This window comes from Caulobacter sp. GW821-FHT12A07 (assembly GCF_058807655.1).
The window spans coordinates 159,166-171,893 of record NZ_JBXAQX010000005.1 but is presented as its reverse complement, the minus strand read 5'-3'; the positions used below and the strand labels follow the sequence as shown (position 1 = coordinate 171,893).

The window sequence follows — 12,728 nt, the reverse complement described above, 5'->3', positions numbered from 1 at the left end:
AAAGCGGAAAGGCGCAAGACTCTTCGCACCTGCGAAGGCGCGGAAGGCCAAGTTTCGACCATGCGTCTGCGTCGATTAACGCCGCATGAACGGCTTGGCTACACGCGACACGGGAGTCGTTGCCGAAATGCGAGGCCTTGCGGCCTCGGCGCCACACTTTGTTGGTCGCGCGCTTACGACGCCTTCAGCGCCTGGGCGGCCTTGAGCACCGCCTTGACGTGGTTGGGCACCTTCACCTTGCGCCAGACCTCGCGGACCACGCCTTCGCGGTCGATCAGGAAGGTCGAGCGGTCGATGCCCATGTACTTGCGGCCGTACATGTTCTTCTCGACCCACGAGCCGTAGGCCTCGACGGTCTCGCCAAGCGTGTCGGCGGCGAGCTCGACGGTCAGGTCGTGCTTCTTGCGGAATTTGCCGTGGCTGGCGGCGCTGTCTTTCGACACGCCGATGATCACCGCGCCGGCCTTGGCGAACTCCTCGACCTCGGCCGAGAACTGCAGGGCTTCCGACGTGCAGCCGGTCGTGTCGTCCTTCGGATAGAAGTAGAGCACGACGGCCTTGCCCTTCAGGCCGGCCAGGCTGACGCGGCCGGTGTCGGTGGGCAGGTCGAAGTCGGGGGCCTTGTCGCCGGGGCTCAGCATCGCACTCTCTCCAAGATCACGGAGGCCAACATCATAGTGATCCCGGAGCCGGCGAGGCCGACCCCGGGAACGCAGCATCTCAGACCGGCTTGACCAGCACGATCTTCTTCTTGCCCTGACCGAGCTTGACCACGCCGTCCACGAGGTCGGCGTTGGTCACTAGGCGGTCGCCGTCCTTCTCCTGGGCGTCGTTCAGGCGCAGGCCGCCGCCCTGGGCCAGGCGACGGGCCTCGCCGCGCGAGGCGGTGAGGCCGATGTCGGTGGCCAGCACCGCCAGCGGCACGCCTTCGGCGAGGATCGCCGCGGCGATCTCGACCGTCGGCAGGTCGGCCGACAGCTGGCCTTGCTCGAAGGCCTTCTCGGCGGCGTCGCGGGCGGCCTTGGCGGCCTCCTCGCCGTGGGCCATGCGGGTGGCCTGGTCGGCCAGCACCTTCTTGGCGTCGTTGATCTGAGCGCCCGGCAGGGCCTCCAGCTCGGCGATCGTCTCCAGCGGCAGGTCGGTGAACAGCTTCAGGAAGCGGCCCACGTCGGCGTCCTCGGTGTTGCGCCAGAACTGCCAGTAGTCGTACGGGCTCAGCTGCTCGGCGTTGAGCCACACGGCGCCCGACATGGTCTTGCCCATCTTGGCGCCCGAGGCCGTGGCCAGCAGCGGCGTCGTCAGGCCGAAGGCGGCCTTCTGGTCGACGCGACGGGTCAGCTCGACGCCGTTGAGGATGTTGCCCCACTGGTCCGAGCCGCCCATCTGCAGCACGCAGCCGTACTTGCGGTTCAGCTCCAGGAAGTCGGTGGCCTGCATCAGCATGTAGTTGAACTCGAGGAAGGTCATCGGCTGCTCGCGCTCGAGCCGCAGCTTCACCGAGTCGAAGGCCAGCATGCGGTTGACCGTGAAGTGCACGCCGTAGTCGCGCAGGAACTGCACGTAGCCGAACTTGCTCAGCCACTCGTCATTGTCGACCATGATGGCGTCGGTCGGGCCGTCGCCGAAGGTCAGGAACTTGGCGAAGACCTGCTTGATGCCGGCGATGTTGGCCTGGATGTCGGCGTCGCTCAGCAGCTTGCGGCTTTCGTCCTTGCCCGTCGGATCGCCGACCTTGGTCGTGCCGCCGCCCATCAGGACGATCGGCTTGTGGCCGGCCTGCTGCAGGCGGCGCAGCATCATGATCTGGATCAAGGACCCGACGTGCAAGCTGGGGGCCGTCGCGTCGAAGCCGATGTAGGCGGTGACGACGCCCGAGGCGGCCGCCGTATCCAGCTCTTCCGGATGCGTGATCTGGTGGATGTAGCCGCGCGCCTGCAGGGTCTTGAGGAAATCGGACTTAAAGCTCTGCGGCGCGGACATGGCTCGACTCTCTGTATCGCTGGTCCGCGCGTCTAGCACGGGCGGGGCGGTCTGTGGCGAGGGTTTCATCGATAGTCTCCTTGAAGGCTGTGCGCCGGAGACGTCGTCGGTAAGGGGAGGGACGCATCGCCGGCCAGGTGGCGGTGCGTCGACATGACCGGTCGTTCGCCCGCTAGATCAGCGGGCGATAATAGGCGCGGGTACGGAGGGCCTTGGCGGTCATGGGGCCTAGCTACCCGACGCGGGCCGTGGCAGTCAACGGACCCATGCGCATTCTGGGATTCATGACCGGCACCTCGCTCGACGCGGTCGACATGGCGGTGCTCGAGACCGACGGCGAGACGATCCAGGCCTTCGGGCCTTCGGGCGAACGCAAGCTGCGCGAGGCGACGCGCGACCTTTTGCTGGTGGCGACCGAGATCGCCCGCGGCTGGCCGCGCGAGCGACCCGAGCCCGAGATCTTCGCCGAGGCCGCCCAGGTCGTGGCCGACGAGCATTTCCACGCCGCCGAGAGCTTCCTGGCCGAGCACGGCCTCTCCTGGGGCGACTTCGACCTTTTGGGCGTGCACGGCCAGACGGTGCTGCACGAGCGGCCGACGCCCGAGCGGATCGGCCGGACGGTGCAGTTGCTCGACGCCGAGCGGCTGGCGCGCCTGACCGGCCGGCCGGTGGCCTTCGACTTCCGCACCGCAGACGTGGCGGCGGGCGGGCAGGGGGCGCCGCTGGCCCCGATCTATCACGATGCCCGCGCCCGCGCCTCGGGCCTGGCCGCGCCGGTGGCGGCCCTGAACATCGGCGGGGTGGCCAACATCACCCTGGTCGACGAGGACGGCACGCTGCTGGCCTTCGACACCGGTCCCGGCAACGGCATGATCGACCTGATGCTGCAGGAGCGGGGCCTGGGCCGGTTCGATGAGAACGGCCGCCTGGCCGCCGCCGGCAAGGTGGACGAGGCGATCCTGGAGCGGTTCCTGGCCAGCGCCTATTTCGCCGGCCCCGCGCCCAAGTCGCTGGACCGCTACGACTTCCCGCTCGACCTGGTGGAGCCGCTGTCGGCCGAGGACGCGGCGGCCACCCTGGTGGCCTTTACCGCCGAGGCCGTGGTCAAGGCCTTCGAACACGGCGCCCGACCCAGCGCCCTGATCGTCTGCGGCGGCGGGCGACATAATCCGCAGATCATGAAGGTGCTGACCGAGCGTTGCCCGGTGCCGGTGAAGACGGCCGAGGACTACGGCTGGCGCGGCGATGCGATCGAGGCGGAGGCGTTTGCGTATCTCGCGGCCCGGACGGCGCGGGGGCTGCCGATCAGCTTCCCGGGGACGACGGGGGTGGCGCGGGCGATGACGGGGGGGCGGATCGTGCGGCCGTAGCCCGCTGCGCGGGCCCCCTCCGGCCCTCCGGGCCACCTCCCCCAGAGGGGGAGGATCTTTGCGGCGATAGATGCTCCCCCTTTGGGGGAGCTGTCGCGGAGCGACTGAGGGGGCCGCCGCAGGCGGTCAGTGCAGCTTGAGCCGCCCCGCCACGCGCTGCTGCAGCAGCCGCGCCAGGGCCAGCAGCGCGGTCTTGGTCACGCCGAGGATGGCCTTGTGGTGGGCCAGGTGGAGCGAGACGTAGAACCACTTGGCGACCAGGCCCTCGATGAAGAAGTTGGGGCCGCCGAGGCCGCCCATCAGGGCGCCGACGCCTTTGTTCTCGCCCAGCGACACCAGCGAGCCGAAGTCCTTGTAGACATAGGGTTCTTCCACCCGCGCCTGGCGCAGACGGGCGAGCAGGACCTTGGCCAGGTAGCTGGCCTGTTGGTGCGCGGCCTGGGCGCGGGCGGGGACGAGCTTGCCGTCCTTCCACGGGCAGGCGGCGCAGTCGCCCAGGGCCCAGATGTCGGGGGCGGAGCTTTCCAGCCGGTCGTTGACCACGAACTGGTTGAGGCGGTTGGTCTCCAGCCCGAGCGCGAGATTGCTCTCGGCGGCCTTCACGCCGGCGGCCCAGACGATCAGGTCGGCGGGAATGTCGCCGTGGCTGGTTTCCAGGCGGTCGGGGTGGACGGCCAGCACCTTGGCGCCGGTGCGCACCCGCACGCCCTTGCGCTCCAGGGCGACGGTGGCCTGGGCCGAGGTCTTGTCGGGCAGGCCGCCGAGGATGCGCGGCGCGGCCTCGACGATGGTGATGTCGAGGCGGAAGCGCTGCTCGGCGCCGAGGGCGTCCAGAAGGGCGCGATGGGCTTCCAGCAGTTCGGCCGACAGTTCGACCCCCGTGGCGCCGCCGCCGACGATGGCCACGCCCATGGTTCGCTCGGGCGCGAACGAGGCCTTCATGAAGGTGGCCAGGAGGCGGGTGTGGAAGGCCTCGGCGTCTTCCGTCCGCTCCAACAGGTGGGCGGTCTCCGCGCCCGGCGTGCCGAACAGGTTGGAGCCGCTGCCGATGGCCAGCACGCCCCAGGTGAAGGTGATCGAGCGCTCGGGCACCAGCACGCCGCCGTCGGGCGCGGCGATGGGCTTCAGGGTCAGGCGCTTGGCGGTGGGATCGAGCGCGGCCAGATCGCCCAGCAGGAAGCTGAAATGGTTGGCGCGGCCCAGGATCGAATAGGACAGCCCCTCCTGGTGCACGTCGAGCGTGCCGGCCGCCACTTCGTGCAGGGTCGGCTTCCAGATGTGGAAGCTGGAGCGGTCGATCAGCAGGATCCGCTCCTTGCCGGCCCGGCGTCCCAGCTTGCGGCCCAGCTGCGCGGCCAGTTCCAGCCCGCCCGCCCCGCCGCCGACGATCACGATGTCATAATGCATGGGCCGACCGTTCTGCGATGGGAGCGATAACGACGGTTTTAGAGGGCGGCGGCGAGTCTGTCTCGCGGTTGCGAAGGTTGGGGTGGTCGAGCGGCGGATTTCCTCCGACCTTGCCGCTTACTCTTGCTCCACATCTCCGAGCATCCCCGCGAAGGCGGGGATCCAAACTGACTTCCAGGTTACGGCACGGCCCTGACCTATCTGCCGACTCGGCTTGCATCCCCGCCTTCGCGGGGATGCTCGGAGGAAAAAACGGGGCAAACGAAAAACCCGCCCTCGGCGACCGAGGGCGGGCTTCGAATTCCAGAACCTTGAAGCCTCCAACCCCTACGGGATCGGGTTGGCTTCCAGGCGCTTGTCGAGATAGCCGCCGACGGCCTGCTCGACGCTAGGCAGGTGTTCGGCCCAGAAGTGGGTGGCCTTGTCGACGACTTCATAGTCGATGACGATGCCCTTCTGGGTGCGCAGCTTGGAGACCACGCGCTCGACCTCGACGGGCGGCACGACGGTGTCGGCGCCGCCGGTCAGGATCAGGCCCGAGGCCGGGCAGGGGGCCAGGAAGCTGAAGTCGTACATGTTGGTCGGCGGCGACACCGAGATGAAGCCGTCCGTCTCCGGGCGGCGCATCAGCAGCTGCATGCCGATATAGGCGCCGAAGCTGTAGCCGGCGACCCAGGTCTGGGCGGCGGCGGGGTTGTTGGCTTGCAGCCAGTCGAGCGCCGTGGCCGCGTCGGCCAGCTCGCCGATGCCGCTGTCGAATTCGCCCTGGCTGCGGCCGACGCCGCGGAAGTTGAAGCGCAGGGTCGCGAAACCGCGCTTCATGAACAGGTGGTACAGCTGCACCGACACCGGGTGGTTCATGTGACCGCCGGCCTTGGGGTGCGGGTGCAGGATCAGCGCGATGGGCGCATTGTCCGTCTTGCCCGGCGAATAGCGGCCTTCGATACGGCCCGCGGCGCCGGTCAAAATCACGTCAGGCATACAGGTCCCCGTCACGAGTTGGGGCGTCGGGGCCTGTACCATTCGCCGTGAAAGGCGCATGGAATACTTGACCGCCGCGCTTGGTCTTCCTAAATCCGCATCGCGCGCACCGCCCAGCAGGGCGCGGCGCGAAGTCGCGGCTTGTAGCATACGCAAATGCGGTTGCGCGGGGAATCTGCAAGGGAGAGCGCCTGATGCGCCTGAGCACGAAGGGACGTTACGCCGTGATGGCCATGACCGACCTCGCCCGCAAGCAGGACGAGGCGGAGGGCCGCGCGGTGGCCCTGGCCGAGATCGCCGCCCGCCAGCAGATTTCTCTTTCCTATCTCGAACAGCTTTTCGCCCGCCTGCGCCGCAAGGGGCTGGTGGTCAGCGCCCGAGGTCCCGGCGGCGGCTATCGCCTGGCGACCGACGCCCGTTCGACCCGAATCTCCGACATCGTCATGGCCGTGGACGAGCCCCTGCGCGCCACCCGCTGCGGCGTCGGCAAGACCGGCCACAAGGGCTGCATGGCCGGCGGCGCCAAGTGCCTGACTCACGACCTGTGGGAGGAGATGGGCCGCCAGATCCATTCCTACCTGGCCTCGGTGACCATCGCCGACGTTCTGGAAGGCCGCCTGCGGCCGGAGGCGAAGGCCGCGGCGTGACCAGCAAGCCCGCCATCTATCTGGACTACAACGCCACCGCCCCGATCCGCCCCGAGGCGCGGGACGCGGTGCTGCGCGCCTTTGAGCTGGCCGGCAATCCCAGCTCGGTGCACGCGGCCGGCCGCGCCGCTCGCGACGTCGTGGAGACCGCCCGCAAGCAGGTTGGCGAACTGGTCGGCGTGGTCGCTGGCTCGGTCACCTTCGTCAGCGGCGGCACCGAAGCCAACGCCCTGGCCATCGACAGCGCGGTCGCCTCGGGCGTCAAACGCATCGTGGTCAGCGCCATCGAGCACGACGCCGTGGTCGAGACGGCCGCGGCCAGCGGCGTTTCGGTCGCGGTGCTGCCGGTCGACGCCGACGGCGTGGCCGACCTTTCCAAGCTTTCGGACCTGCTGGCCGGCGAGGGCCGCACCCTGGTCTGCCTGATGCTGGCCAACAACGAGACGGGCGTGATCCAGCCCGTCGCCGGGGCCTCGGTGATCGTGCGCGCGGCCGACGGCCTGCTGCATGTCGACGCCGTGCAGGCGGCCGGCAAGATCGCCATCGATTTCTCCGCCCTGGGCGCCGACACCCTGGCGCTGTCGGCCCACAAGATCGGCGGCCCGCAAGGCGTCGGCGCGCTGGTGGCCGGCACGCGGGCCAATGTGGTGCGTCGCCAGCACGGCGGCGGCCAGGAGCGTGGCCGCCGGGCGGGCACCGAGAACGTCGCCGGGATTTCGGGCTTCGGCGCGGCGGCTTCGGCGGCCCTGCGGGACTTGCCCCGGGCGGCCGATCAGGGCATTTGGCGCGACGCCTTGGCCCAGCGGGTCAAGGACGCCGGCGGCGTGGTGCTCGGGGAGGGCGCTGCTCGCCTGCCCCAGACTCTTTGTTTGGCCGCCGAGGGCTTCGCCTCGCAGGTCCAGGTCATGAACCTGGATCTCGCCGGGGTGATGGTCAGCGCCGGCAGCGCCTGCTCGTCGGGCAAGGTCAAGGCCAGTCGCGTGGTCGAGGCCATGGGCCGCTCCGATCTCGCCCCCTATGCGCTGCGTGTCAGCGGCGGTTGGGCGAGCACGGAAGCGGATTGGATTGTGTGCGGCGACGCCTGGCTCGCCGCCTGGAAGCGTATCGGCGCCCGGCGCCGGGAGGTGGCTTGATGGCCGCGGTCAAGGAAACGATCGACACCGTCGCCGCGCTCGAGAAATACGAGCACGGCTTTACGACCGATATCGACCAGGAGTTCGCCCCCAAGGGGCTCTCCGAGGACATCGTGCGCTTCATCTCGGCCAAGAAGGACGAGCCGGCGTGGATGCTGGAATGGCGTCTGGAGGCCTATCGCCGCTGGCTCGAGCTCGAGGAGCCGGACTGGGCCAACGTCAACTATCCGAAGATCGACTACCAGGACACCTACTACTACGCCGCGCCGAAGACCAAGGAAGGGCCGAAAAGCCTGGACGAGGTCGATCCCGAGCTGCTGGCCGTCTACGAAAAGCTGGGCATCCCGCTGAAGGAGCAGGCCGTGCTGGCCGGCGTCGAAGGCGCGCCGCGCTACGCCGTGGACGCGGTGTTCGATAGCGTGTCGGTCGTCACGACCTTCAAGAAGGAGCTGGCCCAGGCCGGCGTCATCTTCTGCTCGATGAGCGAGGCGATCCGCGAGCACCCGGAACTGGTCAAGCAGTATCTGGGCAGCGTCGTGCCGACCTCGGACAACTATTTCGCCTGCCTCAACAGCGCGGTGTTCTCGGACGGCTCGTTCGTCTACGTGCCGCCGGGCGTGCGCTGCCCGATGGAGCTGTCGACCTATTTCCGGATCAACGCCAAGGATTCCGGCCAGTTCGAGCGCACCCTGATCATCGCCGACAAGGGCGCCTACGTCTCGTACCTGGAGGGCTGCACGGCCCCGATGCGCGACGAGAACCAGCTGCACGCAGCCGTGGTCGAGCTCGTCCTGCTGGACGACGCCGAGATCAAGTATTCCACCGTCCAGAACTGGTATCCGGGCGATCCGGAGACCGGCAAGGGCGGCATCTACAACTTCGTGACCAAGCGCGCCGACTGCCGCGGCGACCGCTCCAAGGTGTCGTGGACCCAGGTCGAGACCGGTTCGGCCATCACCTGGAAGTATCCGTCCTGCGTGCTGCGCGGCGAGGGCTCGTCGGGCGAGTTCTACTCGATCGCCGTCACCAACGGCCATCAGCAGGCCGACACCGGCACCAAGATGATCCACCTGGGCGCCAATACGAAGTCGCGGATCGTCGCCAAGGGCATCAGCGCGGGCAAGTCGACCAGCACCTATCGCGGCCTGGTCTCGGCCCACCCGAAAGCCAAGGGCGCGCGCAACTTCACCCAGTGCGACAGCTTGCTGATCGGCAAGACCTGCGCGGCCCACACCGTGCCCTATATCGAGGCCCGCAACGGCCAGTCGGTGTTCGAGCACGAGGCCACCACCACCCGCCTGTCGGACGACCAGCTGTTCTACTGCCAGCAGCGCGGCCTTTCGCAGGAAGAGGCCGTGGCCCTGCTGGTCAACGGCTTCGTCCGCGACGTGCTGCAGCAACTGCCGATGGAGTTCGCCGTCGAAGCCCAGAAGCTGGTGGCGATTTCTCTCGAAGGCTCGGTGGGATGACGGTGGCCGTCACGCTCTACCGGCCGGTCGGTACGGCGGAACTGAAGCTGATCGAGGCGTCCGGCTGGACGGAATTCCCGCCGCGCCTGCCCGAGCAGCCGATTTTCTATCCGGTGACCAACCAGGCCTACGCCGCCCAGATCGCCCGTGACTGGAACGCCGTGCACAACGACGACAAGCGGGGCTACGTCACCCGTTTCAACGTCTCGGCCGATTTCCTCGCCGGCTACGACCCCAAGGTCGTGGGCGGCAAGGAGCACGAGGAATACTGGATTCCCGCCGAGGAACTTTCGCTGTTCAACGCCGCCATCGAGGGCCAGATCGAGGTCGTCGAGACCTTTGTCGGCGCCGATACGACGCTCGAAAAGACCAACGAGACCCATGCTTAAGATCGAAAACCTCCACGCCCGCGTCGAAGACAAGCCGATCCTGAAGGGCGTCACGCTCGAGGTGCCGGCCGGCGAGGTGCACGCCATCATGGGTCCGAACGGCGCCGGCAAGTCGACGCTGTCCTACGTGCTGAGCGGCCGCGGCGGCTATGAGGTCACCGAAGGAACGGCCACGCTCAACGGCGAGGACCTGCTGAGCCTGGAGCCCAACGAGCGGGCGGCCAAGGGCGTGTTCCTGTCGTTCCAGTATCCGCTGGAGATCCCCGGCGTGCCGGCCCTGACCTTCATCCGCACCGCGGTGAACGCCCAACGCCGCGCCCGCGGCGAGGACGAGATCGCCGCGCCTGCCTTCCTGAAGCTGGCCAAGGAAAAGGCCGCTTCGCTGAAGATCGACTTCGAGATGCTCAAGCGCGGCCTGAACGTCGGCTTCTCGGGCGGCGAGAAGAAGCGGATGGAAATCTTCCAGATGGCGATGCTGTCGCCGAAGTTCCTGATCCTCGACGAGACGGATTCGGGCCTCGACATCGACGCCCTGAAGATCGTCTCCGAAGGCGTCAACGCTCTACGCTCGCCTGAGCGCGGCATGCTGGTGATCACCCACTACCAGCGCCTGCTCGACTACATCAAACCCGACCGCGTGCACGTGCTGGCCGCCGGCCGCATCGTCGCCTCGGGCGGCCCGGAGCTGGCCCTGCAGCTGGAAGCCGAGGGCTACGACAAGTACGTCGGGGCCGCCGCGTGAGCCTTTCGACCGCTCTCAAGACGGGCGACGTCACCGCGCTGCCGTCGCGCCGCGACGAGGATTGGCGCTGGACCGACCTGCGCGGCCTGATCCGCGTGCTGCCCGATCCCGCGCCGAAGTTCGACGGCGAGGTCGCGGCCGGTCCGTTCGCGGGCCTGGTCGACGGCGAGATCCTGTTCGTCAACGGCCGCCACGTGGCCACGAGCGGGCAGGGCGACGTCCTGGCGCTGCGCTTCGTCGCGGCGACCGACAAGGTCTCGCAGGCCGCCTCGTATGCGGTCGTGGTCGAGCCGGGCGCCAGCCTGACTCTGCTGGAAAGCCACGAGGGCCGCGCAGCCGGCTACATCTCGGACGTGTCGCTCGACATCGCCGTGGGCGAGGGCGCGAGCCTGACGCGCATCGTGCTGGTCGAGGATGACGCCGAGGCCGTCGACGTCGTCACCGCCCGCGTCGAACTCGGCGCCGGCGCGATCTTTGCCCAGACCGTCCTGACCAGCGGCGCGCGCCGCCAGCGGATCGAGACCCACGTCGCTCATCCCGGCGCCCACGCCCAGGCTCGCCTGGATGGGATCTATCTGCTGAACGGCCAGCGCCATGCCGACCAGACCACCGTGGTCACCCACGACGGCGTCGACGGCGTGACCAGCCAATTGACCAAGGGCATGGTCGCCGACCAGGCGCGCGGCGTGTTCCAGGGCCGGATCATCGTCCAGCCCGGCGCCGACCAGACCGACGCGCGGATGGGCCACCACGCCCTGATCCTGTCGGACAAGGCCGAGATCGACGCCAAGCCCGAGCTGTTGATCTTCGCCGACGACGTCGCCTGCGCCCACGGCAACACCATCGGCGCCCTGGACGAGGAAGCGGTGTTCTACGCCCGCCAGCGCGGCATTCCCGAGCTGGAAGCCCGGGCGATGCTGACGCAGGCCTTCGTCGGCGAGGTGGTCGAGCGCATCGAGCACGCCGGCGCGCGCGAGATCGCCGCCGCCTGGGTCGCCAAGCAGCTGGGGCGTGAAGAATGACCGCCGCCTTCGACGTCGAGGCCATCCGCGCCCAGTTCCCGATCCTGTCGCGCACGGTGCACGGCAAGCCGCTCGTTTACCTGGACAGCGCCGCCAGCGCCCAGAAGCCCGACGCGGTGCTGGACGCCATGATGGGCCTGGCCCGCACCTCCTACGCCAACGTCCATCGCGGCCTGCACACGCTGGCCAACGAAACGACGGAACTCTATGAAAAGGCGCGGGAAACCATCGCGCGCTTCATCAACGCCGACGTGGGCGAGATCGTCTACACCAAGAGCGCCACGGAAGCGGTGAACCTGGTGGCCGACACCTTTGGCCGTTCGCTGAAGGCCGGCGACGAGATCATCGCCTCGGAGATGGAGCACCACGCCAACATCGTGCCCTGGCACTTCCTGCGCGAGCGCTACGGCGTCGTGCTGAAGTTCATCCCGGTGCTCGACGACGGCCGGCTCGACATGGAGGCCTACAAGGGCCTGCTGTCGGAAAAGACCAGGATGGTCGCCGTCACCCACATGTCGAACGTGCTGGGCACGGTCAACGACGTGGCCGAGATCGTGCGCCTGGCCCATGCGGCCGGCGCGCCGGTGCTGCTCGACGGCTGCCAGGGGATCGTCCACACCAAGGTGGACGTGAAGGCGCTCGACGTCGATTTCTACGTCTTCAGCGGCCACAAGCTCTACGGCCCCACCGGCATCGGCGTGCTCTACGGCAAGGCCGAGCGCCTGGCCGCCCTGCCGCCCTACCAGGGCGGCGGCGAGATGATCGGTTCGGTCAGCCTCGACAAGATCACCTATGCCGACCCGCCCCACCGCTTCGAGGCCGGCACGCCGGCGATCCTTGAGGCCGTCGGCCTGGGCGCGGCCATCGAGTGGCTGAACGGCGTCGACCGCGAAGCGGCCCTGGCCCATGAGCACGCGCTCTATGAGCGGGTCGCCCAGCGCCTCGAAGGCGTCAACGGCGTGCGGATCCTCGGTACGGCGCCCGGCAAGGGCGCGGTGATGAGCTTCGTCGTCGAGGGCGCCCACGCCCATGACGTGGCCCAGGTGCTGGACCGCTACGGCGTGGCCGTGCGGGCCGGGACGCACTGCGCCGAGCCGCTGATGAAAAGGTTCGGGGTGACGTCGAGCGCCCGGGCTTCCTTCGCCCTATATAATACGCCTGCCGAAGCCGACGCGTTCGTGGACGCGCTGGACAAGGCCCGCAGCTTCTTCAGTTGAGCCTATGACCGACCAAGCCGAAGTCCCGCAAGCCGCGACGGCTCTTTCCTCGGAAGAGCTGAACCGCCTGACCGACCAGCTGATCGAGAAGCTGAAGACGGTGTTCGACCCGGAAATCCCGGTCGACATCTATGAGCTGGGCCTGATCTACAAGGTCGACGTCAGCGACGACAAGGACGTGGCCATCGACATGACCCTGACCGCGCCGGGCTGCCCGGTGGCCGGCGACATGCCGGGTTGGGTCAAGGACGCGGTCATGGAGATCGACGGCATCCGCTCGTGCAATGTCGACCTGACCTTCGACCCGCCGTGGGACCCGTCGCGGATGAGCGACGAGGCCAAGTTGCAGCTGAACATGTTCTAGAGGCAGG

At 68.5% G+C, this 12,728-nt stretch carries 13 protein-coding genes; 9 read left to right on the top strand and 4 right to left on the bottom strand.

Features of this window, described 5'->3' with window-relative positions; all coding sequences use genetic code 11:
* Positions 1 to 173 precede the first annotated feature (173 nt).
* A complete protein-coding gene (locus AC1RRS_RS12440) occupies positions 174 to 641 on the bottom strand; it encodes a peroxiredoxin (protein WP_110119815.1) in 468 nt (155 codons plus the stop codon).
* 79 nt (positions 642 to 720) lie between these two features.
* Positions 721 to 2,049 (bottom strand): tyrosine--tRNA ligase, encoded by a 1,329-nt coding sequence (gene tyrS / locus AC1RRS_RS12435; RefSeq protein ID WP_492855448.1) that lies wholly within the window; start codon positions 2,047 to 2,049, stop codon positions 721 to 723.
* A 197-nt stretch (positions 2,050 to 2,246) separates the two neighbouring features.
* Here tyrS and AC1RRS_RS12430 point away from each other — a divergent pair, with 197 nt between their 5' ends.
* Positions 2,247 to 3,350: an anhydro-N-acetylmuramic acid kinase gene (locus AC1RRS_RS12430; protein WP_492855447.1), complete on the top strand. Its 1,104-nt coding sequence runs from the start codon at positions 2,247 to 2,249 to the stop codon at positions 3,348 to 3,350.
* A gap of 126 nt (positions 3,351 to 3,476) precedes the next feature.
* On the opposite strand, the gene AC1RRS_RS12425 is transcribed toward AC1RRS_RS12430, so the two are convergent.
* Positions 3,477 to 4,757, bottom strand: a complete 1,281-nt coding sequence (locus AC1RRS_RS12425) for an NAD(P)/FAD-dependent oxidoreductase (RefSeq protein ID WP_492855446.1) — start codon at positions 4,755 to 4,757, stop codon at positions 3,477 to 3,479.
* Between the two features lie 327 nt (positions 4,758 to 5,084).
* Complete coding sequence (locus AC1RRS_RS12420) at positions 5,085 to 5,738, bottom strand: alpha/beta hydrolase (RefSeq protein WP_110119812.1); 654 nt, start codon at positions 5,736 to 5,738, stop codon at positions 5,085 to 5,087.
* Positions 5,739 to 5,932: 194 nt separating this feature from the next.
* Between AC1RRS_RS12420 and AC1RRS_RS12415 the strand changes: the two genes are divergently transcribed.
* From AC1RRS_RS12415 to AC1RRS_RS12380, 8 genes are read left to right on the top strand one after another with little or no spacing between them, the layout of a single operon-like run.
* Entirely contained in the window at positions 5,933 to 6,385 is a 453-nt protein-coding gene (locus tag AC1RRS_RS12415; protein WP_492855444.1) for an Rrf2 family transcriptional regulator, read from the top strand.
* On the top strand, positions 6,382 to 7,518 hold the full coding sequence (locus tag AC1RRS_RS12410; protein WP_492855443.1) for a cysteine desulfurase family protein: 1,137 nt from the start codon (positions 6,382 to 6,384) through the stop codon (positions 7,516 to 7,518). Before AC1RRS_RS12415 ends, AC1RRS_RS12410 begins: the two co-directional genes overlap by 4 nt.
* Positions 7,518 to 8,987, top strand: coding sequence for a Fe-S cluster assembly protein SufB (gene sufB / locus AC1RRS_RS12405; RefSeq protein ID WP_492855442.1), 1,470 nt, complete (start codon positions 7,518 to 7,520; stop codon positions 8,985 to 8,987). The genes AC1RRS_RS12410 and sufB overlap by 1 nt, the downstream gene beginning before the upstream one ends.
* Positions 8,984 to 9,376, top strand: a complete 393-nt coding sequence (locus AC1RRS_RS12400) for a hypothetical protein (RefSeq protein WP_492855441.1) — start codon at positions 8,984 to 8,986, stop codon at positions 9,374 to 9,376. The genes sufB and AC1RRS_RS12400 overlap by 4 nt, the downstream gene beginning before the upstream one ends.
* Complete coding sequence (gene sufC, locus AC1RRS_RS12395) at positions 9,369 to 10,118, top strand: Fe-S cluster assembly ATPase SufC (protein WP_492855440.1); 750 nt, start codon at positions 9,369 to 9,371, stop codon at positions 10,116 to 10,118. Before AC1RRS_RS12400 ends, sufC begins: the two co-directional genes overlap by 8 nt.
* Complete coding sequence (gene sufD, locus AC1RRS_RS12390; RefSeq protein ID WP_492855439.1) at positions 10,115 to 11,140, top strand: Fe-S cluster assembly protein SufD; 1,026 nt, start codon at positions 10,115 to 10,117, stop codon at positions 11,138 to 11,140. Before sufC ends, sufD begins: the two co-directional genes overlap by 4 nt.
* The gene (locus AC1RRS_RS12385; protein WP_492855437.1) at positions 11,137 to 12,357 is read left to right on the top strand and encodes an aminotransferase class V-fold PLP-dependent enzyme; all 1,221 of its coding nucleotides are present in this window, start codon (positions 11,137 to 11,139) and stop codon (positions 12,355 to 12,357) included. Before sufD ends, AC1RRS_RS12385 begins: the two co-directional genes overlap by 4 nt.
* A 4-nt stretch (positions 12,358 to 12,361) precedes the next feature.
* Positions 12,362 to 12,721 carry an SUF system Fe-S cluster assembly protein gene (locus AC1RRS_RS12380; protein WP_110119803.1) on the top strand — a complete coding sequence of 120 codons (360 nt, stop codon included), beginning with the start codon at positions 12,362 to 12,364 and terminating at the stop codon, positions 12,719 to 12,721.
* Positions 12,722 to 12,728: the final 7 nt, after the last annotated feature.

Bases quoted from the DNA above. Each gene is read 5' to 3' on its own strand.
- AC1RRS_RS12440 (WP_110119815.1), bottom strand. From the start codon at position 641: ATGCTGAGCCCCGGCGACAAGGCCCCCGACTTCGACCTGCCCACCGAC.
- tyrS (WP_492855448.1), bottom strand. From the start codon at position 2,049: ATGAAACCCTCGCCACAGACCGCCCCGCCCGTGCTAGACGCGCGGACC.
- AC1RRS_RS12430 (WP_492855447.1), top strand. From the start codon at position 2,247: ATGCGCATTCTGGGATTCATGACCGGCACCTCGCTCGACGCGGTCGAC.
- AC1RRS_RS12425 (WP_492855446.1), bottom strand. From the start codon at position 4,757: ATGCATTATGACATCGTGATCGTCGGCGGCGGGGCGGGCGGGCTGGAA.
- AC1RRS_RS12420 (WP_110119812.1), bottom strand. From the start codon at position 5,738: ATGCCTGACGTGATTTTGACCGGCGCCGCGGGCCGTATCGAAGGCCGC.
- AC1RRS_RS12415 (WP_492855444.1), top strand. From the start codon at position 5,933: ATGCGCCTGAGCACGAAGGGACGTTACGCCGTGATGGCCATGACCGAC.
- sufB (WP_492855442.1), top strand. From the start codon at position 7,518: ATGGCCGCGGTCAAGGAAACGATCGACACCGTCGCCGCGCTCGAGAAA.
- AC1RRS_RS12400 (WP_492855441.1), top strand. From the start codon at position 8,984: ATGACGGTGGCCGTCACGCTCTACCGGCCGGTCGGTACGGCGGAACTG.
- sufC (WP_492855440.1), top strand. From the start codon at position 9,369: ATGCTTAAGATCGAAAACCTCCACGCCCGCGTCGAAGACAAGCCGATC.
- AC1RRS_RS12385 (WP_492855437.1), top strand. From the start codon at position 11,137: ATGACCGCCGCCTTCGACGTCGAGGCCATCCGCGCCCAGTTCCCGATC.
- AC1RRS_RS12380 (WP_110119803.1), top strand. From the start codon at position 12,362: ATGACCGACCAAGCCGAAGTCCCGCAAGCCGCGACGGCTCTTTCCTCG.